The 19,492-nt window shown below is 72.3% G+C and carries 17 protein-coding genes; 16 read left to right on the forward strand and 1 reads right to left on the reverse strand.

Annotation, left to right across the window (positions count from 1 at the left end; translation table 11 throughout):
- Nucleotides 1-62: 62 nt before the first annotated feature.
- From ACH4E7_RS32470 to ftsH, 7 genes are all read left to right on the forward strand, one after another.
- Nucleotides 63-1,517, forward strand: a complete 1,455-nt coding sequence (locus ACH4E7_RS32470; RefSeq protein WP_396252736.1) for a hypothetical protein — start codon at nucleotides 63-65, stop codon at nucleotides 1,515-1,517.
- Between the two features lie 307 nt (nucleotides 1,518-1,824).
- A complete protein-coding gene (locus ACH4E7_RS32475) occupies nucleotides 1,825-3,192 on the forward strand; it encodes an ammonium transporter (RefSeq protein WP_396252737.1) in 1,368 nt (455 codons plus the stop codon).
- On the forward strand, nucleotides 3,189-3,527 hold the full coding sequence (locus ACH4E7_RS32480) for a P-II family nitrogen regulator (protein WP_396252738.1): 339 nt from the start codon (nucleotides 3,189-3,191) through the stop codon (nucleotides 3,525-3,527). The genes ACH4E7_RS32475 and ACH4E7_RS32480 overlap by 4 nt, the downstream gene beginning before the upstream one ends.
- A 147-nt stretch (nucleotides 3,528-3,674) precedes the next feature.
- Complete coding sequence (locus ACH4E7_RS32485; protein WP_396252739.1) at nucleotides 3,675-6,110, forward strand: [protein-PII] uridylyltransferase; 2,436 nt, start codon at nucleotides 3,675-3,677, stop codon at nucleotides 6,108-6,110.
- A 149-nt stretch (nucleotides 6,111-6,259) separates the two neighbouring features.
- Nucleotides 6,260-7,816, forward strand: coding sequence for a signal recognition particle protein (gene ffh, locus ACH4E7_RS32490; protein WP_396252771.1), 1,557 nt, complete (start codon nucleotides 6,260-6,262; stop codon nucleotides 7,814-7,816).
- Nucleotides 7,817-7,882: 66 nt separating this feature from the next.
- Nucleotides 7,883-8,425, forward strand: coding sequence for a GNAT family N-acetyltransferase (locus ACH4E7_RS32495; protein ID WP_396252740.1), 543 nt, complete (start codon nucleotides 7,883-7,885; stop codon nucleotides 8,423-8,425).
- Nucleotides 8,426-8,517: 92 nt separating this feature from the next.
- Nucleotides 8,518-10,548 carry an ATP-dependent zinc metalloprotease FtsH gene (gene ftsH, locus ACH4E7_RS32500; RefSeq protein WP_396252741.1) on the forward strand — a complete coding sequence of 677 codons (2,031 nt, stop codon included), beginning with the start codon at nucleotides 8,518-8,520 and terminating at the stop codon, nucleotides 10,546-10,548.
- A 146-nt stretch (nucleotides 10,549-10,694) separates the two neighbouring features.
- Here the strand turns inward: ftsH and ACH4E7_RS32505 are convergent, their stop codons facing one another.
- Entirely contained in the window at nucleotides 10,695-11,519 is an 825-nt protein-coding gene (locus ACH4E7_RS32505; RefSeq protein ID WP_396252742.1) for a class I SAM-dependent methyltransferase, read from the reverse strand.
- 222 nt (nucleotides 11,520-11,741) lie between these two features.
- Here ACH4E7_RS32505 and proS point away from each other — a divergent pair, with 222 nt between their 5' ends.
- The 9 genes from proS (at nucleotide 11,742) to lepB (ACH4E7_RS32550) (ending at nucleotide 19,366) form a co-directional block, all read left to right on the forward strand.
- Nucleotides 11,742-13,154 carry a proline--tRNA ligase gene (gene proS / locus ACH4E7_RS32510; protein ID WP_396252743.1) on the forward strand — a complete coding sequence of 471 codons (1,413 nt, stop codon included), beginning with the start codon at nucleotides 11,742-11,744 and terminating at the stop codon, nucleotides 13,152-13,154.
- Between the two features lie 400 nt (nucleotides 13,155-13,554).
- Nucleotides 13,555-14,133, forward strand: a complete 579-nt coding sequence (locus ACH4E7_RS32515) for a hypothetical protein (protein ID WP_280685330.1) — start codon at nucleotides 13,555-13,557, stop codon at nucleotides 14,131-14,133.
- Between the two features lie 398 nt (nucleotides 14,134-14,531).
- Nucleotides 14,532-14,960, forward strand: coding sequence for a 30S ribosomal protein S16 (rpsP, locus tag ACH4E7_RS32520; protein ID WP_045700219.1), 429 nt, complete (start codon nucleotides 14,532-14,534; stop codon nucleotides 14,958-14,960).
- A gap of 2 nt (nucleotides 14,961-14,962) precedes the next feature.
- Complete coding sequence (locus ACH4E7_RS32525) at nucleotides 14,963-15,202, forward strand: RNA-binding protein (protein ID WP_030056773.1); 240 nt, start codon at nucleotides 14,963-14,965, stop codon at nucleotides 15,200-15,202.
- A 132-nt stretch (nucleotides 15,203-15,334) separates the two neighbouring features.
- A complete protein-coding gene (gene rimM / locus ACH4E7_RS32530) occupies nucleotides 15,335-15,973 on the forward strand; it encodes a ribosome maturation factor RimM (RefSeq protein ID WP_396252744.1) in 639 nt (212 codons plus the stop codon).
- Between the two features lie 71 nt (nucleotides 15,974-16,044).
- The gene (trmD, locus tag ACH4E7_RS32535; protein WP_396252772.1) at nucleotides 16,045-16,863 is read left to right on the forward strand and encodes a tRNA (guanosine(37)-N1)-methyltransferase TrmD; all 819 of its coding nucleotides are present in this window, start codon (nucleotides 16,045-16,047) and stop codon (nucleotides 16,861-16,863) included.
- A 154-nt stretch (nucleotides 16,864-17,017) separates the two neighbouring features.
- A complete protein-coding gene (gene rplS / locus ACH4E7_RS32540) occupies nucleotides 17,018-17,368 on the forward strand; it encodes a 50S ribosomal protein L19 (RefSeq protein WP_030243502.1) in 351 nt (116 codons plus the stop codon).
- Between the two features lie 302 nt (nucleotides 17,369-17,670).
- Nucleotides 17,671-18,441 (forward strand): signal peptidase I, encoded by a 771-nt coding sequence (lepB, locus tag ACH4E7_RS32545; RefSeq protein WP_396252745.1) that lies wholly within the window; start codon nucleotides 17,671-17,673, stop codon nucleotides 18,439-18,441.
- Nucleotides 18,425-19,366 (forward strand): signal peptidase I, encoded by a 942-nt coding sequence (lepB, locus tag ACH4E7_RS32550; RefSeq protein WP_396252746.1) that lies wholly within the window; start codon nucleotides 18,425-18,427, stop codon nucleotides 19,364-19,366. The genes lepB (ACH4E7_RS32545) and lepB (ACH4E7_RS32550) overlap by 17 nt, the downstream gene beginning before the upstream one ends.
- Nucleotides 19,367-19,492 lie beyond the last annotated feature (126 nt).

Here is a 19,492-nt window from a genome sequence, read left to right on the forward strand (position 1 = left end):
GCAACCGTCGGGCGGTCACGATCGGGGCCCCTCAGGGGCCGGGCGGGATGGGGACGTTACCCATGGCAGAGAAGCAACCCAATGAGAAGCTGACCACGTGGTTCGCCCGCAGCGGCTGGTCCAAGGGGGAGTTGGCCCGCCAGGTCAACCGCCGGGCCCGGCAGATCGGCGCCCACCACGTGTCCACCGACACCTCCCGGGTGCGCCGTTGGCTCGACGGCGAGCAGCCGCGCGAGCCGATCCCGAAGATCATGTCGGAGCTGTTCTCGGAGCGCTTCGGCTCGGTGGTCTCGATCGAGGACCTCGGCCTGCGCGCCGCGATCCCGGTCTCCACCGTGGGTGGCGGCGTGGACCTGCCGTGGAGCGCCCCGCAGACCGTCCAGCTGATCAGCGAGTACTCCCGCAGCGACCTGATGCTCAACCGCCGGGGCTTCCTCGGCACCTCGCTCGCGCTGACCGCCGGCGCCGCGCTGATCGAGCCGATGCAGCGCTGGCTCGCCCCCGGCCCGGGCGGCATGCCCACCCCGATCCTGACCGCGGCCAACGGCGGCGAGGCGTTCACCGGCCGGCTCTCCGAGCCCGAGCTGGAACTGTTGGAGCAGACCACGGTCATGTTCCGCCAGTGGGACGCCCAGAACGGCGGCGGGCTGCGCCGCAAGGCCGTGGTCGGCCAACTCCACGAGGTCACCGACCTGCTCCAGGAGACGTACACCGAGGACACCACCAAGCGGCTGTTCCGGCTCACCGCCGAGCTCGCCCACTTGGCCGGCTGGATGTCCTACGACGTCGGGATGCACCCGAGCGCGCAGAAGTACTACGTGCTGGCCCTGCACGCGGCCAAGGAGGCCGGTGACCGCCCGTTCGGCGCGCTGATCCTCACCGACATGAGCCGCCAGATGATCCACCTCAACCGGGGCGAGGACGCCCTGGAGCTGATCCACCTGGCGCAGTACGGCAGCCGGGACGCCGCCACCCCGCGCCAGCAGTCCCTGCTGTACGCGATGGAGGCGCGCGCCTACGCCACCATCGGCGAGGTGAACCGCTGCGCCCGGGCGATCCGGCTGGCCGAGGACACCTTCACCGACATCCGCGAGGGGGACGGGGAGCCGGACTGGCTGAAGTTCTTCTCGCCGGCCGAGCTGAACGCCGAGAACGCGCACTCCTACCGCGACCTCGCGTACCACTCGGACAACGCCCAGCTGTACGCCTCGCTGTCGGCGCCGGTGATGGAGCGCGCCGTCGACCTGTTCCGCCAGGACGAGGACCACGTGCGCTCGTACGCCTTCAACCTGGTCGGCATGGCCAGCGTGCACCTGCTGCAGAGGGAGGCCGAGGAGGCGGTGGTGTACGCCGAGCGGGCGGTGGACATCGCCACCAAGGTGCGCTCGGAGCGGCTGAACTCCCGGGTGCGCAAGACCACGGAGGCCGCGGCCGCCCGGTTCAAGGGCGTGGACGCGGTGAGCCGGCTCAAGGAGCGGGTGGTCCAGGACATCCCGGAGTACGTCTCGGTGGTCTGAACGGCCCCCGCACAGAGGACTCCACCGACCGTGACGGCCGCCGCCGCCACGGTCGGCGGCATTTCCTCCCCGAAGAGCGCTGCCGGCGCCGGTGCCGGTGTGCGGCGGCACGGTACGCCATCCGGCCCTGCGGCAGGGCCGCGGTTCACGTGCCCGTAACCCGCGCGTCGCACGCGTCACGGCCGCGAAACAACGGACCGCACTGGCCGAAACCAGCCTTCGGCACTCTCCTCTTCATCGCCGCCACCCCGGGTGGCACGGGACAGGTACCCGGGGGTGGAGCGGCTTTCACGCAGAGGAGACGCCGATGCCGGACGGCTTCAGCGCGGGCGACACCGCCTTCGTGCTCATCAGTGCGGCCCTGGTCATGGTGATGACCCCGGGCCTGGCCTTCTTCTACGGGGGCATGGTCAGGGCCAAGAGCACACTGAACATGCTGGCGATGAGCTTTCTCTCGCTCGGCATCGTCAGCGTGCTCTGGGTCCTCTACGGGTACTCGCTCAGCTTCGGGCCCGACTCCTTCGCCGGACTCATCGGCAACCTGGACTTCCTCGGGATGCGCGGCATCGGGCTGAACGAGCTGACCGGCTCCATCCCGGTGACCGCGTTCGCGGTCTTCCAGCTGATGTTCGCGATCATCACCCCGGCGCTGATCAGCGGTGCCATCGCGGACCGGGCCAAGTTCTCCGCCTGGGGCCTGTTCATCGCCCTCTGGGTGACGGTCGTCTACTTCCCGGTCGCGCACTGGGTGTTCTTCTTCGACAACGGCAACGGCGGCTGGCTCGGCGACAGAAACGGCGTGATCGACTTCGCCGGCGGGACGGCCGTGCACATCAACGCCGGTGTCGCGGGCCTCGCGCTCTGCCTGGTGCTGGGCAAGCGGGTCGGCTTCAAGAAGGACCCGATGCGCCCGCACAGCCTGCCGCTGGTGATGCTCGGCTCCGGGCTGCTGTGGTTCGGCTGGTTCGGCTTCAACGCGGGCTCGGCGCTGGCCGCCAACGGCGTCGCCGCGATGGCGATGGTCAACACCCAGGTCGCCACCGGCGCGGCGCTGGTCGGCTGGCTGATCTACGAGAAGCTCAAGCACGGCGCGTTCACCACGCTGGGTGCCGCCTCCGGCGCGGTGGCCGGTCTGGTGGCGATCACCCCGGCCTGCGGCTCGGTCAGCCCGCTCGGGGCGGTGGCGATCGGCCTGATCGCGGGCGCGGTCTGCGCCGCCGCCGTCTCGCTGAAGTACCGCTGGGGCTTCGACGACTCGCTCGACGTGGTGGGCGTGCACGCGGTGGGCGGGGCGATCGGCTCGCTGCTGATCGGCCTGTTCGCCACCGGCGGGGTCGGCCAGACCGCCAAGGGCCTGTTCTACGGCGGCGGGCTGGGCCAGCTCGGCAAGCAGGCGATGGGCGTGGCGGTGGTCGCGGCGTACTCGTTCGTGCTGTCCTGGCTGCTGGCGAAGGCGGTCGACAAGCTGGTCGGCTTCCGGGTCGCCGAGGAGGTCGAGGTGGCCGGCATCGACCAGGCCGAACACGCCGAGTCCGCCTACGATTTCAGCGCCGTGGGCGCGGGCCTGGCCCGAGCCCTGCCGGGCCTGGGCGGCGTGGCCTCCGCGCCGGTCGCCGTGTCCGCCGAGAAGCCCGCCGAGAAGCCCGCCGAGAAGACCGAGGTCGACGCCCGATGAAGCTCATCACCGCCGTGATCAAGCCGTACCGCCTGGACGAGGTGAAGGCCGCCCTGCAGGCCTTCGGGGTCCACGGCCTGACCGTCACCGAGGCCAGCGGCTACGGCCGCCAGCGCGGCCACACCGAGGTCTACCGGGGCGCCGAGTACACCGTGGACCTGGTGCCGAAGATCCGGATCGAGGTCCTGGTCGAGGACGATGACGCCGACGACCTGATCGACGTCCTGGTGAAGGCCGCCCGGACCGGGAAGATCGGCGACGGCAAGGTGTGGAGCGTCCCGGTCGACACCGCCGTCCGGGTCCGCACCGGCGAACGCGGGCCGGACGCCCTGTGAGGCCCTGACCGATCGGCGGGCCCGCGCCCCCTCCCCACGGGGGGCGCGGGCCCGCCGACGGCGTATCGGCGCCCGGCCGGGTCGCAGGCCGTACGGCGCCCCCGATCGGCCGCTCGGCGGCCCACCTGACGGACGGGACCCACGCGCATGACCACCGAGACCAGCCCCTCCGACCCCTCCGACCACGCCGCCGCCCGGGCCGAGCTGCTCGACCGGCCCGGTCTGACCGGCCGCCCCCGCCGCGCCGCGCTCGCCCGGCTCACGGACGACTGGCTGGCCGGGCTGCTCACCGCCGCCGGCGCCCCCGCCTCCGGTGTCGCGCTGGTCGCCGTCGGCGGCTACGGGCGCGGCGAACTGTCCCCGCGGAGCGACCTGGACGTGTTGCTGCTGCACGACGGCCCGATCGCCCGTGAGCTGCCCGAACGGATCTGGTACCCGGTCTGGGACGCGGGCGCCAAGCTCGACCACTCGGTGCGCACCGTCGCCGAGGCCCGCTCCGTCGCCGCCGCCGACCTCAAGGCCCAGCTCGGTCTGCTGGACGCCCGCCACCTCGCCGGGGACGCGGCGCTCACCGCCGCGCTGCGCTCCGCGGTGCTCACCGACTGGCGCGCCGGCGCCCCCGCGCGCCTGCCCGCGCTGCGCGAGCTGGGCCGGGAGCGGGCCGAGCGGCACGGCGAGCTGTCCTTCCTGCTGGAGCCCGACCTCAAGGAGGCCCGCGGCGGGCTGCGCGACCTCGTCGCGCTGGACGCGATCGCCGCCACCTGGCTCGCCGACGCGCCCCGCGACGGCCTGGACGCGGCCGCGCTGCGGCTGGCCGACGTCCGCGACGCGCTGCACCTGGCCACCGGCCGGTCCACCGAGCGGCTCAGCCTCCAGGACCAGGACCAGGTCGCCGAGCGGCTCGGCGTGCTGGACGCGGACACCCTGCTGCGCCAGGTCTACGAGGCCGCCCGGACCATCGCCTACGCGAGCGACGTCACCTGGCGGGCGGTGGAGCGGATACTGGCCGCCCGGTCCGGCCGGGGCCGCCGGGTGGGTCGGCTGGCCATCCCGTTCACCGGCACCGGCCGGGGCACCGGCGCGGTGGCCCGGGGCGCGGTCGAGCGCCGCCCGCTCGCCGAGGGCGTGGTCGAGCAGGACGGCGAGGCGGTGCTCGCCCAGGCCGCCCGCCCGGCCGCCGACCCGGTGCTGCCGCTGCGCGCCGCGGCTGCCGCCGCGCAGAACGGGCTGACCGTCTCGTACGCGACGGTGCGCAGGCTGGCCACCGAGTGCCGACCGCTGCCGGTGCCCTGGCCGGACGAGGCGCGCGAGCAGCTGGTCACCCTGCTCGGCGCGGGGGAGGCGGCCGTCCCGGTGTGGGAGGCGCTGGAGGCGGAGGGGCTGGTCACCCGGCTGCTGCCGGACTGGGAGCGGGTGCGCTGCCGTCCGCAGCGCAACGCGGTGCACCGCTGGACGGTGGACCGGCACCTGGTCGAGACGGCCGTGCGGGCCGCCGCGATGACCCGCCGGGTGGCCCGGCCGGACCTGCTGCTGGTCGCCGCGCTGCTGCACGACATCGGCAAGGGCTGGCCCGGCGACCACAGCGAGGCCGGCGAGGTGATCGTCCGCGACCTGGCCGTCCGGATGGGCTTCGGCGCCGAGGACACCGAGACCCTGGCGGTGCTGGTCCGCCACCACCTGACCCTGGTCGACACCGCGACCCGGCGCGACCCGGACGACCCGGCCACCGTGGAGGCGATCACCAAGGTCGTCGGCACCCCGGTGGAGCTGGAGCTGCTGCACGCGCTCACCGAGGCGGACGCGCTGGCCACCGGCCCGGCCGCGTGGAGCAGCTGGCGGGCCTCGCTGGTGGACGGCCTGGTGGCCCGGGCCGCCGCCCAGCTCGCCGGGGCCGGCGGGACACCCGTGGAGGGGGCGCCCTCCGCCGAGCAGGAGCGGCTCGCGGTCGAGGCCGCCCGCACCGACGCTCCCGCGCTGTCGCTGCTGGCCCAGGCCTTGGGGTCGGACCCGGGCACCGAGCCGATGGGCGTCGAGCTGACCCTGGCCGTCCCGGACCGGCCCGGCCTGCTCGGCACGGTCGCCGGGGTGCTGGCGCTGCACCGGCTGACCGTCCGCTCGGCGGGGCTGCGCGAGCTGGACCCGATCGGCGCGGGCCCGGTGCTGCTGCTGTCCTGGCGGGTGGCCGCCGAGTTCGGCGAGCTGCCGGAGGCCGCCCGGCTGCGCGCCGATCTGCGCCGGGCCCTGGACGGCTCGCTGGACGTCTCCCGCCGCCTCGCCGAGCGGGACGCCGCCGCCCCGCGCCGCAAGGGCATTCCCACCCCGCCGCCGGTGGTCGCGGTGGCCCCCGCGGTGGCCTCGGCGACCGCGACCGTGCTGGAGGTCCGCGCGCACGACGCCCCCGGGCTGCTGCACCGGATCGGCCGGGCGCTGGACGGGGCGGGGGTGCGGGTGCGCACCGCGCACGTCTCCACGTTGGGCGCGGAGGCCGTGGACTCGTTCTACCTGACCGACGCGGAGGGCCGTCCGCTCACCGCCGAGCGGGCCGGTGAGGTGGCGGCGGCGGTCCGGGCGGCGTTGGGCTGAGAGCCCGCCCGGGCAGGGGTTCCGACGGGGGTTCCCGCAGGGGTTCCGACAGGGGTTCCCGCAGGGGTGGAGACCGTACCCGGGGCGGCCGGATACCCTGGGGGACGACGACCGTACCGATACCGATGCCGCAGAGGACCCGCGCCGACGTGTTCGACACCCTTTCCGATCGCCTCGCAGCGACGTTCAAGAACCTCCGGGGCAAGGGCCGCCTGAGCGAGGCGGACATCGACGCCACCGCCCGCGAGATCCGCATCGCGCTGCTGGAGGCGGATGTCGCGCTGCCGGTCGTCCGGGCCTTCATCAAGCAGGTCAAGGAGCGGGCGCTCGGTGTCGAGGTCTCCGGTGCGCTGAACCCGGCGCAGCAGATCATCAAGATCGTCAACGAGGAGCTCATCGCGATCCTCGGCGGCGAGACCCGTCGCGTGCGGTTCGCCAAGAGCGGCCCGACGGTCATCATGCTCGCCGGTCTGCAGGGTGCCGGTAAGACCACCCTCGCGGGCAAGCTCGGGCACTGGCTCAAGAAGCAGAAGCACACCCCGCTGCTGGTCGCCTGTGACCTCCAGCGCCCCAACGCCGTCAACCAGCTCCAGGTGGTCGCCGAGCGGGCCGGTGTGGCCTTCTACGGCCCGCAGCCGGGCAACGGCGTCGGCGACCCGGTGCGGGTCGCCGAGGACTCGATCGAGTACGCCAAGCAGAAGCAGTACGACGTCGTCATCGTCGACACCGCCGGCCGCCTGGGCATCGACGCCGAGCTGATGCAGCAGGCCGCCGACATCCGCGCCGCGGTGAACCCGGACGAGGTCCTGTTCGTCGTCGACGCGATGATCGGTCAGGACGCGGTCACCACCGCGCAGGCCTTCCTCGACGGCGTCGACTTCACCGGTGTCGTGCTCTCCAAGCTCGACGGCGACGCCCGCGGCGGTGCCGCGCTGTCGGTCGCGCACGTCACCGGCCGGCAGATCATGTTCGCCTCGAACGGCGAGAAGGTCGACGACTTCGACGCCTTCCACCCGGACCGGATGGCCTCGCGCATCCTCGGCATGGGTGACGTCCTCTCGCTGATCGAGAAGGCCGAGCAGACCTTCTCGCAGGCCGAGGCCGAGAAGATCGCCGCCAAGCTGCGCGGCGGCCCGAAGCAGTTCACCCTGGACGACTTCCTGTCGCAGCTGGAGCAGGTCCAGAAGATGGGCTCGATCTCCAAGCTGCTCGGCATGCTGCCCGGCATGGGGCAGATCCGCGAGCAGATCAACAACATCGACGACAAGGACGTCAACCGGGTCGGCGCGATCATCAAGTCGATGACCCCGACCGAGCGTGCCGAGCCGGAGCTGATCAACGGCTCCCGCCGGGCCCGTATCGCCAAGGGTGCGGGTGTCCAGGTCGGCGAGGTGAAGAACCTGGTCGAGCGGTTCTTCGACGCCCGCAAGATGATGTCCGCGATGGCCTCCGGCAAGGGCATGCCCGGCATGCCGGGGATCCCGGGGATGGGCGGCGGCGCGAAGAAGTCCGCCAAGAAGGCCCCGCAGGCCAAGGGCAAGCGCAAGAGCGGCAACCCGCTGAAGCGCGCGCAGGAGGAGGCCGCGGCCGCCGAGCGCCGCGCCCTCGGCGCCCAGGGTCCCGCCGACGGCGGCGCGTTCGGCCTCGGCGCGGGCAAGGGCCCGGCCGACTTCGAGCTGCCCAAGGAGTTCAAGGACATGCTGTAGGCCCCGGCCCGGCTCCGTCCCCGATCGGCCCGTCGTCCCGCATTTCCGGGGCGGCGGGCCGCTCACATGTCCGATGATGTTGGCGTGCGAGTGATGATCAGGGCCCCGAGGGCCGACGACGAGGTTGTGTACGCCGAGGCGGTCCGACGGTCCGCCGAGCACATCGGGCGGTGGAACCCGGTCGAGCCGGATGGTCTGCCGGAGCTGCTGGAGCGCCAGGGGGCGGGGCTGCGCACCTTCCTGATCTTCGACCGGGACACCGGCGGGCTGGTCGGCAAGGTGAACGTCGCCAACATCGTGATGGGCCGGTTCTGCAACGGCGCGCTGGGCTACGACTCGTACCTGCCGTTCGCCGGCACCGGGCGGATGACCGAGGGCCTGCGGCTGGTTCTGGAGCGCTGCTTCGCCCCGCAGTCGGCCGGCGGGCTCGGCCTGCACCGGCTGGAGATCAACGTACAGCCGGAGAACGAGCGTTCGATCGCGATGGCCAAGCGGCTGGGCTTCCGGCACGAGGGCTTCACACCGCGGATGCTGTTCCTGCAGGGGGACTGGCGCGACCACGAGCGCTTCGCGCTGACCGCCGAGGAATGGCCGGGCAGCGTGGCATAACCGCTGGTGGGGGCCGTGGCGCGGCCCGTGGGAGCGGTGGGGCGCGGCGTTGCGGTTGGCTCGTCCGAGCGCCTGTCCGTATTGTCCGGTGGGTGACCGAACCCGTGCCGCCGCGCCAGACTCCCGACCAGCCCTGGCGGTCCGAGGGCGCCCCGCCCCCGCCGCCACCCCGCCGCCGGATGCCCGGCGGCTGGACGGGCCTCATCCTCACCGCACTCGTGGTGTTCCTGATCTCCGACGTGCTGCTGTCCTTCTTCGGCAACGAGGGCACCACCACGATCTCCTACACCGAGTTCAACAACCAGCTGAACAAGGGCAACATCACCAAGATCTACTCCAAGGGCGACGCGATCGAGGGCACCCTCAAGACCGCTCAGCCCAAGCCGGACGGCGGCAAGGGCGACTACACCGAGTTCGACACCCAGCGCCCCTCCTTCGCGGGCGACAACCTGTGGGCCACCTTGCAGCAGCAGGGCGTCGAGGTCACCGCCACCTCACCGGTGCAGCAGCGCAGCTTCCTCACCAATCTGCTGCTCTCGCTCGCCCCGATGCTGCTGCTGATCTTCATCTGGGTGCTGCTCGCCCGCCGGATGGCCGGCGGTCTCGGTGCCGGACCGCTCGGCCGCAAGGCCCCGCCCAAGCCGGTCACCGCCGAGCAGGGCAAGCGGACCACCTTCGCCGACGTGGCCGGCATCGACGAGGTCGAGGCCGAACTCACCGAGGTGGTCGACTACTTGAAGAACCCCGACCAGTACCGCAGGCTCGGCGCCAAGATGCCGCGCGGCGTCCTGCTCAGCGGCCCGCCCGGAACCGGCAAGACCCTGCTGGCGCGGGCCGTGGCCGGCGAGGCCGACGTGCCGTTCTTCTCCGCCTCCGCCTCCGAGTTCATCGAGATGATCGTCGGCGTCGGCGCCAGCCGGGTGCGCGAACTGTTCGCCGAGGCCCGCAAGGTCGCCCCGGCGATCATCTTCATCGACGAGATCGACACCATCGGCCGTCAGCGCGGCGCCGGCGGCGGCATGGGCGGGCACGACGAGCGCGAGCAGACGCTCAACCAGATCCTCACCGAGATGGACGGCTTCTCCGGCTCCGAGGGCGTCATCGTGATCGCCGCGACCAACCGGGCGGACGTGCTCGACCCGGCGCTGCTGCGCCCCGGCCGCTTCGACCGGCGGATCACCGTCAGCCCGCCCGACCGGGAGGGCCGCGCCGCGATCCTGGCCATCCACACCCGGACCGTCCCGCTGGCCGGCAGCGCCGACCTCGACCAACTGGCCAAGGTCACCCCCGGGATGACCGGTGCCGAACTCGCCAACGTGGTCAACGAGGCGGCCCTGCTGGCCGTCAAGCGCAAGCAGGACGCGGTCAACGAGCGGGACCTCTCGGACGCCCTGGAGAAGGTCCAACTCGGCGCCGTACGTCCGCTGGTGATGCCCCAGGAGGAGCGTGAGCGGACGGCCTACCACGAGAGCGGGCACGCGCTGCTGGGCATGCTCCAGCCCGGCGCGGACCCGGTCCGCAAGATCACCATCGTGCCGCGCGGCCGCGCCCTCGGCGTCACCCTCTCCACCCCGGAGAACGACCGCTACTCGTACACCGAGCCCTACCTGCGCGGCCGGATCATCGGCGCGCTGGGCGGGATGGCGGCCGAGCAGGTGGTGTACGGGGTGATCACCACCGGCGCGGAGAGCGACCTGGAGCAGGTCACCAACATCGCGCGCGGGATGGCCGGGCGCTGGGGGATGAGCGAGCGGGTCGGGCGGCTCACCGCGGTGCCCGCGGACCCGCAGGGCGCGTACGGGCTCTCGGCCGCGCCCACCACGCTGGACGCGGTGGACGAGGAGGCGCGGCGGATCGTCGCCGAGTGCTACGAGGACGCGGTGCGGCTGCTGACCGAGCAGCGGCACCGGCTGGACGCGCTGGCGGCGGCGCTGCTGGAGGCGGAGACACTGGACGAGGAGGAGGCGTACCGGGCGGCGGGGGTGCCGCGGAAGGCCTCGGAGGAGGAGGGCGGGTCGGCCTCGGGCGGCGGCCCGGGTTCGTCCCCGGCTTCGGGCTCGGACGGCGACGGCGGGTCGGACGGCGACGGCGGGTCGGACGGGAAGCCGCTCGACCGGGCGTGAAGGCGCCGGCCGGGGGCGCTCGCCGTGATGGCGGGCGCCCCCGGTTTCTTTCGTCCGGCTACTGTCTCCGATCGGTTTCGCTTCCGCTCGTTCCTGTCGCGGACGTCAGATGACTCGCTTGACTCGCTTGACTCGCCACCGGCCCGCTACCGGGGTCGTTCGGCGACCAGGTAGCGGAAGACGTTCTCCATCCGGACCGTGCGGTCCGGGCGCAGGTAGGGCTGCAGCGCCTCCTCCAGCTCCTTGGCCACCAGGGAGGCGCCGGAGAACTCCTCGGCCGCCTCGAACAGCCCGGTGGAGAGCAGGCCGCGGACCGCGCTGTCGAGGTCCGGGTAGGCGAACGGGCAGCTCACCCGGCCGCTGCCGGCCGGGCGCAGGCCGGCCGGGGCGAGCAGGTCCTCCAGCGCGCCGGGCGCGCTCAGCTCGAACGGGTCGCGCGCGGTGGTCCGGCCCGCCATCCGGCGTGCCACGTCCAGCACCGGGGCGCTCTGGCAGCGCTCCGGCGGGCCCCAGGCGGCGAGCACCACGTGCCCGCCGGGGAGGGTGAGCCGGGCCGCCTCGGCGACCACCGGGCCGGGCACGGTGGCGCCGGGCAACTGCTCGAAAACGGTCACCAGCGAATGGGCCGAGCGGGGGACGGCGGCGGTCGGCCGGGACCCGGTGCACACCCGCAGCCGGCGGTCGCGGGCCAGTTCGCGCAGCTCGTCCCGCGGCTCCTGTCCGGCGACCTGGGCGCCCCGTCCGGCCGCGAGCAGCAGGGCCAGTCCGGACCGGCAGCCCAGTCCCAGCACGCTGCTCGCCGGGCCGATCTCCAGGCGGTCGTACACCGCCTCGTAGAGCGGCACCAGCATGCGTTCCTGGATCTCCGCCCAGTCGCGCGCCCGCGCGGGCGCGGCGGCCCCGGGCTGCGGGTGGTGCGGTCGTGCGCCCGCTGGTCGTACGGTTGTGCCGGTCGTCCGAGCTGAAGCCATCGCGGCCTCCCATCCGGTCCTTCGGTGTGCTGCTACGGCTCCCCCAAAGTCCCGCCCCACTCCAGCGAACAGCGGGTCGGGCCCGGCGTCCAGAGGGGTGCAGGGTGGTGCGCGCGTGTCGCGGTCGTGCGCCCCCTGCGGCCGACCGCGGGCCGCCATCCAACGGCCGGGGGTGTGATACCGATTCGAAACCGGGGGCCCCGTCCCCGTACCATTCCGCCCATGGCTAAGGCACCCGTTCTCACCCCTCAGGCGGAAGACTTCCCCCGCTGGTACCAGGACCTCATCAACAAGGCCGAGCTGGCCGACAACGGTCCGGTGCGCGGCACCATGGTCATCCGACCGTACGGCTACGGCCTGTGGGAGCGGATGCAGCAGGAGCTGGACGCGCGCATCAAGAAGGCGGGCGCGCAGAACGCCTACTTCCCGATGTTCATCCCGCAGTCCTACCTGACCAAGGAAGCCGAGCACGTCGAGGGCTTCGCGCCCGAGCTCGCGGTGGTCACCCACGGCGGCGGCAAGCAGTTGGAGGAGCCGGTCGTCGTCCGGCCGACCTCCGAGACGATCATCAACGAGTACTTCTCGAAGTGGGTGCAGAGCCACCGCGACCTGCCGCTGCTGATCAACCAGTGGGCCAACGTGGTCCGTTGGGAGCTGCGCCCGCGCGTCTTCCTGCGCACCACCGAGTTCCTCTGGCAGGAGGGCCACACCGCCCACGCCACGTACGAGGACGCCCGCGACTACGCGTCGATGATCCACACCCAGGTCTACGGCGACTTCATGACCAACGTGCTCGGCATCGACGTCGTGCTCGGCCGCAAGACCGCCAAGGAGCGCTTCGCCGGCGCCATCAACACCCTCACCCTCGAGGGCATGATGGGCGACGGCAAGGCGCTGCAGATGGGCACCAGCCATGAGTTGGGCCAGAACTTCGCCAAGGCGTTCAACACCACCTACCAGCTGCAGGGCGCCGAGCGCGAGTACGTCTGGCAGACCTCCTGGGGCGTCTCGACCCGCATGGTCGGCGGCCTGATCATGTCCCACGGCGACGACAACGGTCTGCGGGTGCCCCCGCGCCTGGCCGCGGTCCAGGCCGTCGTGCTGGCCATCAAGGGCGACGACGCCGTCATCGCCAAGGTCCGCGAGATCGGCGCCGCGCTGGAGGCGGTCGGCATCCGGACCGTCGTCGACGACCGCACCGACACCCCGTTCGGCCGCCGCGCCGTCGACTGGGAGCTCAAGGGCGTTCCGCTGCGCATCGAGGTCGGCCCGCGCGACCTCGAGAACGGCACCGCGATGCTGGCCCGCCGCATCCCGGGCGGCAAGGAGCCGGTCTCCATCGACGCCCTGGCCGCGCTGCTGCCGGGCATCCTGGAGGAGGACCAGGCGCTGCTGCTGCGCCAGTCCCGCGAGCGCCGCGAGGCCCGCACCGTCGATGTCAAGACCCTCGACGAGGCCGTCGAGGCCGCCGCGACCGGCTGGGGCCGGATCTCCTGGGCCGACCTCGGCCCGGAGGGCGAGGCCAAGCTGGCCGAGCAGGGCGTCACGGTCCGCTGCATCGTCGCGGCCGACGGTTCGGTGCCGGAGACGGACGACCAGGACGGCAATATCGCGATCGTCGCGCGTGCGTACTGATGCCTGTTACCTGCAGGTAATGACCGTTGGCGGCGACATTTGCCCGGAATGCGGATGGGTAAGAATCCGGTAACTCTCCCGGACGACTACCGACACCCGACATCCCTACTCACCGGTCAACTGCCGGTATTAACGGAATAGCGGTACGGTGTACGGCCCGTGGCCCTGTCAACTTCGACGGGTTCACGGGCCGTACGTCCTGGGGCGACAGCCCGCCCCTCGGACGGAATTCACGAGGCCCGCCGACTCTGCGACGGGCCGAAACCGGCAGGGGGTTGGTCTTGCGTCAGATCCGGAACACGCAATTCGCGCACAGTCGCGCATTCCTGGGAGTTCCCTGGGAATTCCCGGAGAACGGGAACATGCGGAACATCGGCTCGCTCTGCATCGTTGGTCTAGCGTGAGCACGACACAGCCCCTCGTCCTCGCGGCCGAACTGGCCGCCGCCTGGAGCGACATCCAGGCCCACCACCAGGACCTCCCGGACCTGGCCTCGCCCGAGGCCCTGATCGGCGAGTCCTCCTCGGCCTGTGGCACGCGGCTCGGTTTCGAGCGGCTCCTCCACGAGGCTGCCCACGGTCTGGCCGCGGCCCGGGACATCCGGGACACCTCGCGCGCCGGCCGCTACCACAACCGACGCTTCCTGATGCTGGCCTCCGAGCTGGGCCTGGCGCACCCGGTCGAGCCGCACGCGAGCAGCGGCTTCTCCCAGGTGACCATGCTCAAGGAGACGCAGGAGCGCTACGCCGAGACCATCGAGCGCCTGGACCGCGCCCTCGGCGCGCACCAGGAGGCGGTGGCCGGCGACGGCGCGACCCGTGCCTTCCGCGGTCCGGCCGCCCGGCACGGTTCCTCCGGCGGCGGCGTGCGGGTCAAGGCGGTCTGCGGCTGCGGGCGCAACGTCCGGGTCGTGCCGTCCGTACTGGCACAGGCGTCCATCGTCTGCGGCGCGTGCCAGCAGCCGTTCAAGATCGCATAACCGGGCGGCCGGGACCGGTCGGCGACTGTGCGGGCAGTCGGTGCGCCGGGGCGATCGGACGTTCGGAGTCGGTGAGTCTGTGGGCTGACCGGGAGCGGGGGCTCCCGGTCGAGCCCTGAACCCTGTGTTCCGGGTCCTGGAGCGGCTCCGTCGTGAGCCCCAGTGACCCCCGGAGTGGTCCCCGGGTGGTTCCGTTCGGGGTGGCCTGAGCAGCCGCGTCCGCAGAGGGCGGGTCAAGACCGTTCGCGCCGGTATGGCAGAATGGACAGCTGAGTACTCGGCAGCCGGGCAGGACCCCTCTCTCCTACGGCTGGCGTGTCCCTTGAACGCCCCGCCCCGCAACCCCACGCGGACGGCGAGGACGCTCACCCACGTCAACACCAGGAGAATCCACTCCCGTGGCAGTCAAGATCAAGCTGAAGCGTCTCGGCAAGATTCGCTCCCCGCACTACCGCATCGTCGTCGCCGACGCCCGCACCAAGCGTGACGGTCGCGCGATCGAGGAGATCGGCATCTACCAGCCGACCTACAACCCCTCGAAGATCGAGGTCGACAGCGACCGCGCCCAGTACTGGCTGTCCGTCGGCGCCCAGCCGACCGAGCCGGTGCTCGCCATCCTGAAGCTGACCGGCGACTGGCAGAAGTTCAAGGGCCTGCCGGCTCCGGCGCCGCTGAAGGTCGCCGAGCCGAAGGTCGAGGACTTCTCGCACCTGTTCGCCAAGGCCGTCGCCGGCTTCGAGGACGCCACCACCGGTGTCGCCATCACCCCGAAGGCCAAGAAGTCGGACAAGGCCGAGGCTGAGGCCGACGCCGCCGCCGAGGCCTGATCGTGATCGAGGACGCCCTCGACCACTTGGTGAAGGGCATCGTCGAGCACCCCGACGAGGTGCAGGTGCGTTCGCGCAACCTGCGTCGGGGCAACACCATCGAGGTGCGAGTGCACCCCGATGACCTCGGCAAGGTGATCGGCCGGGGCGGCCGCACGGCGCGCGCTCTGCGCACCGTGGTCGGGGCCCTCGGCGGTCGCAACGTCCGGGTCGACCTGGTCGACGTGGACAACATTCGCTGACGCAGCTGCTCGTTCAGCCGTCGGGCTTGAGGCCGACCGGGACGCATGTCGTCCCGGTCGGCCTTTTTTGCTAGCTGTCTCTGCTTACCTGTCTCTGCCTTCTTGCTCAGCAACTCCAGGAGAACGATCACCGTGCAGCTCGTCGTCGGCAAGATCGGCCGCGCCCACGGCATCAGGGGGGACGTCAGTGTCGAGGTCCGCACCGACGAGCCGGAACTTCGGCTCGGACCCGGTGCCGTCCTGCTCACCGACCCAGCCTCGGCCGGACCGCTGACCGTCGAGTCCGGCCGGGTGCACAGCGGCCGACTGCTGCTGCGCTTCGCCGGCGTCAAGGACCGCAACGCGGCGGAGGCGCTGCGGGGCACCCTGCTCATCTCCGAGGTCGACCCGGAAGAGCGGCCGGACGACCCGGAGGAGTACTACGACCACCAGCTGATCGGCCTCGACGTGGTGCTGCTCGACGGCACCCTGGTCGGCGAGCTGACCGAGGTGGTCCACCTGCCGTACCAGGACCTGCTCACGGTGACGAAGGCCGACGGGACGGAGGTGCTCGTGCCCTTCGTCAGCCAGATCGTGCCGACGATCGACCTGGAGAACCAGCGGGTCGTGATCACCCCGCCAGCCGGGCTGATCGACCCCGAGCAGGCCGAGGTCGCCGGTCGGGCGGCGGCGGAGCCGGAGCCGGAGGCGTCGGGCGGGTCCGCTGATTCCGCCGAGTCCGCTGAATCCGGCGAGTCCACCGATTCGGAGCGGTCGGGGGAGTCGGAGTGACCGTCGAGCAGACCCCCCAGGGCGCTGGACAGGACGCCGGGCAGGGTGCCGCTTCGGGCGTCCAGTCCGGGATGCGGATCGACGTCGTCACGATCTTCCCCGAGTACCTGGAGCCGCTGAACATCTCGCTGGTCGGCAAGGCCCGCGCCCGCGGCCAGCTGGACGTGCACGTCCACGACCTGCGCGAGTGGACCTACGACGTGCACCGCACGGTGGACGACAGCCCGTACGGCGGCGGACCCGGCATGGTGATGAAGCCCGAGCCGTGGGGCGAGGCGCTGGACGCGGTGGCGGCCGGCGGCCCCGAGGGCGAGGTGCCCACGCTGGTCGTGCCCACCCCCAGCGGGCGCCCGTTCACCCAGGAGCTCGCCCAGGAGCTGGCCGGCCGTCCCTGGCTGGCGTTCACCCCCGCGCGGTACGAGGGCATCGACCGCCGGGTGATCGAGGAGGCGGCCACCCGGATGCCGGTGGTCGAGGCCTCGATCGGCGACTACGTGTTGGCCGGCGGCGAGGTCGCGGTGCTGGTGATGGTCGAGGCGATCGCCCGGCTGCTGCCCGGCGTGCTCGGCAACGCCGAGTCCCACCGGGACGACTCCTTCGCTCCCGGCGCCATGGCCGACCTGCTGGAGGGCCCGGTCTTCACCAAGCCCGCCGAGTGGCGCGGCCGGACCGTGCCGGACGTGTTGCTCAGCGGCAACCACGGCAAGATCGCCCGCTGGCGGCGGGAGCAGGCCTTCGCTCGCACCCTGGCCAACCGGCCCGACCTGGTCGAGCGCTGGCAGTACGGCGCCTTCGACAAGAAGGACCGGCAGGCGCTCAGCGTCCTGGGTCTGGCCTGGGACGAGGAGCTCGGCCGATTTCGGTCCGTGGCCGGTGGTGTGGAAGAATAGGCCGCTGCTGTCTGTCGCCGGCCCCCTCCCGTAGGGGGCACGTGGACCGGCGCCCCCGCCACGGGGGGATCGCCGTCAGCCGACGCGGCCCGCAGCAGACCCCATTGTGACGAACTTCCGTGGGCGGCCCGTGGCGCCTGCGATGGAGAGCAACATGAGCAACAAGCTCGCTGCTGTCGACGCGGCCTCGCTGCGCACCGACATCCCGGCCTTCCGTGCCGGTGACACCCTGAAGGTCCACGTCCGGGTCATCGAGGGCAACCGCTCCCGTGTCCAGGTCTTCCAGGGCGTCGTCATCCGTCGTCACGGCGCCGGCGTCGGTGAGACCTTCACCGTTCGCAAGGTCAGCTTCAACGTCGGCGTGGAGCGCACCTTCCCGGTGCACACCCCGGTCGTCGAGAAGATCGAGGTCGTGACCCGCGGTGCGGTTCGCCGCGCCAAGCTGTACTACCTGCGTGACCTCCGCGGCAAGGCCGCGAAGATCAAGGAGAAGCGCGACCGCTGATCCACCGGCCCCCGGCCACGCCGGGGGATCGGAGCGCTCTGAAGGGCCGGGCTGCCGCAAGGTAAGCTCAGCCCCCGATGAGCACGCACGAACCACCCGCGGACCGCGACGGCAGTCCCGCACCCACCGGTGCGGACTCGCTGTCGCGGTCCGCGGTCGTTTCCGGGGGAGTTCCGCGGGACGGTTCCGCGGCGGCTCCTGGTGCCGGCGTCGATTCCGGTGGCGGGGTCCGCGCCGAGGGCGCGGCCGTGCGGGAGCGCGGGCGAGGGGCGGAGCACGACCGGGATGCGGCAGCTGCGGGGGTGTGTGAGGCCGCGGAGCCGGGCGAGAGCGAGCAGCAGCCCGAGGGTGCCCAGCCGAGTGAGGAGCCGGGCGAGGAGCCGAACGAGGAGTCCGGGCGCTCGCGGTCGCGGGACCTGTTGCTGTTGGTCGGGATCTGCCTGGCGGTCCTGCTCCTGGTGAACGCCTTCGTCGCGCGTCCGTTCACGGTGCCCTCCGGTTCGATGGAGGACACCCTGCGGCCCGGCGACCGGCTGATCGCCAACCAGCTCGCCTACGCCTTCGGCGGCCACCCCCAGCGGGGCGATGTCGTGGTCTTCGACGGGACGGGCTCCTTCCTGCCCGAGTCGGCGGAGCAGCCCGGCTTCTGGGACAACGTTCGTTCGATCGGCCGGGACCTCGGGCTGGCCCCGGCCGGGAACACGGTCTACGTCAAGCGCGTGGTCGGCGTCGGCGGGGACCGGGTGACCAGCACCGGCCCGGGCAAGCCGATCACCGTCAACGGCGTGCCGGTGGACGAGAGCTCCTACCTGGCCCCGGGCGACGAGCCGTCGAACGTGGCCTTCGACATCGTGGTGCCGACCGGCAAGCTGTTCGTGCTGGGTGACCACCGGAGCGCCTCCCGGGACACCCGCGACCACCTCGGCGAGCCCGGCGGCGGCTTCGTGCCCGAGGACAAGGTGATCGGCCGGGCGGACTGGGTGGTCTACCCGTTCTCGCGCTGGGCTGTCCTGGACCGGCCCACGGCCTTCGCCGCGATCGCGGGGACGGGTGGTCATGGGGACCAGAGGTAGGGGGCGGGTCGCCGACCGCCCGGCTCCGGAGCCGGATGACAGCGGCCGGGGCGGCGTCGGGCCCGATTCGGCCCCGACGGTCCGCGGCCGCGCCGAGCGTCGTCGCACCGCCCGGCGCGCGGCCCGTCGGCGCAAGCGCTCGCTGCTGCGCGAGTTCCCGCTGATCATCCTGGTGGCGCTGCTGGTGGCGCTGGTGATGAAGACCTTCCTGATCCAGGTGTTCGTGATCCCCTCGGGCTCGATGGAGCAGACCATCCAGGTCGGGGACCGGGTGCTGGTGGACAAGTTGACCCCCTGGTTCGGCAGTGAGCCGCAGCGCGGCGATGTCGTGGTGTTCAAGGACCCGGGTGGCTGGCTGGAGAACGATCGCAAGCCGTCCGACGACGGTCCGGTGCTGGGCGCGGCCAAACACGTGCTCACCTTCGTCGGGCTGTTGCCGTCCGACGACGAGCAGGACCTGATCAAGCGCGTGATCGGCGTCGGCGGGGACACCGTTGAGTGCTGCGACGCGCAGGGGCGCCTCAGTGTCAACGGCCGTCCGGTGGCGGAGCCGTACCTCGCGGCGGGCAACCCGGCGTCCCGGCAGCCCTTCAAGGTGACGGTGCCGAAGGGGCGCCTGTGGGTCATGGGCGATCACCGGGACGTCTCCGCCGACTCCCGTTTCCACATGGGCAATCCAGGACAGGGGACCATCCCGCTGAGCGGTGTGGTCGGTCGCGCGTTCGTGATCGCCTGGCCGCTGGACCGCTTCCATCAACTCGATGAGCCGAGTTCACTCTCCTCTCTTGCCGGGGCTTCGCAGCCCGGCGGAACTACGCCGAAATCGATGGGCGTTGGGCCGGTTCCCATGGAACCTCCGCTCGTTATGGGTGTGTTGGGCATCCTTCCGTTCGTCGTTCGCCGGCCGGCGCGGCCTCCCGAGTGAGCCGCTCCGGCGTTTGAACGGCCGGACCGCGCGTGTGGGACCGCGAGCCGGATGCCCTGGAGTGATAGAGAAGTGCAGGTGCGGCCGGGAGCGGTCCCGGCTGTGCGCCGAGGCCGTGTTGGTGTC

This window comes from Kitasatospora sp. NPDC018058, assembly GCF_044327205.1.
Classification (GTDB): Bacteria; Actinomycetota; Actinomycetes; order Streptomycetales; family Streptomycetaceae; genus Kitasatospora.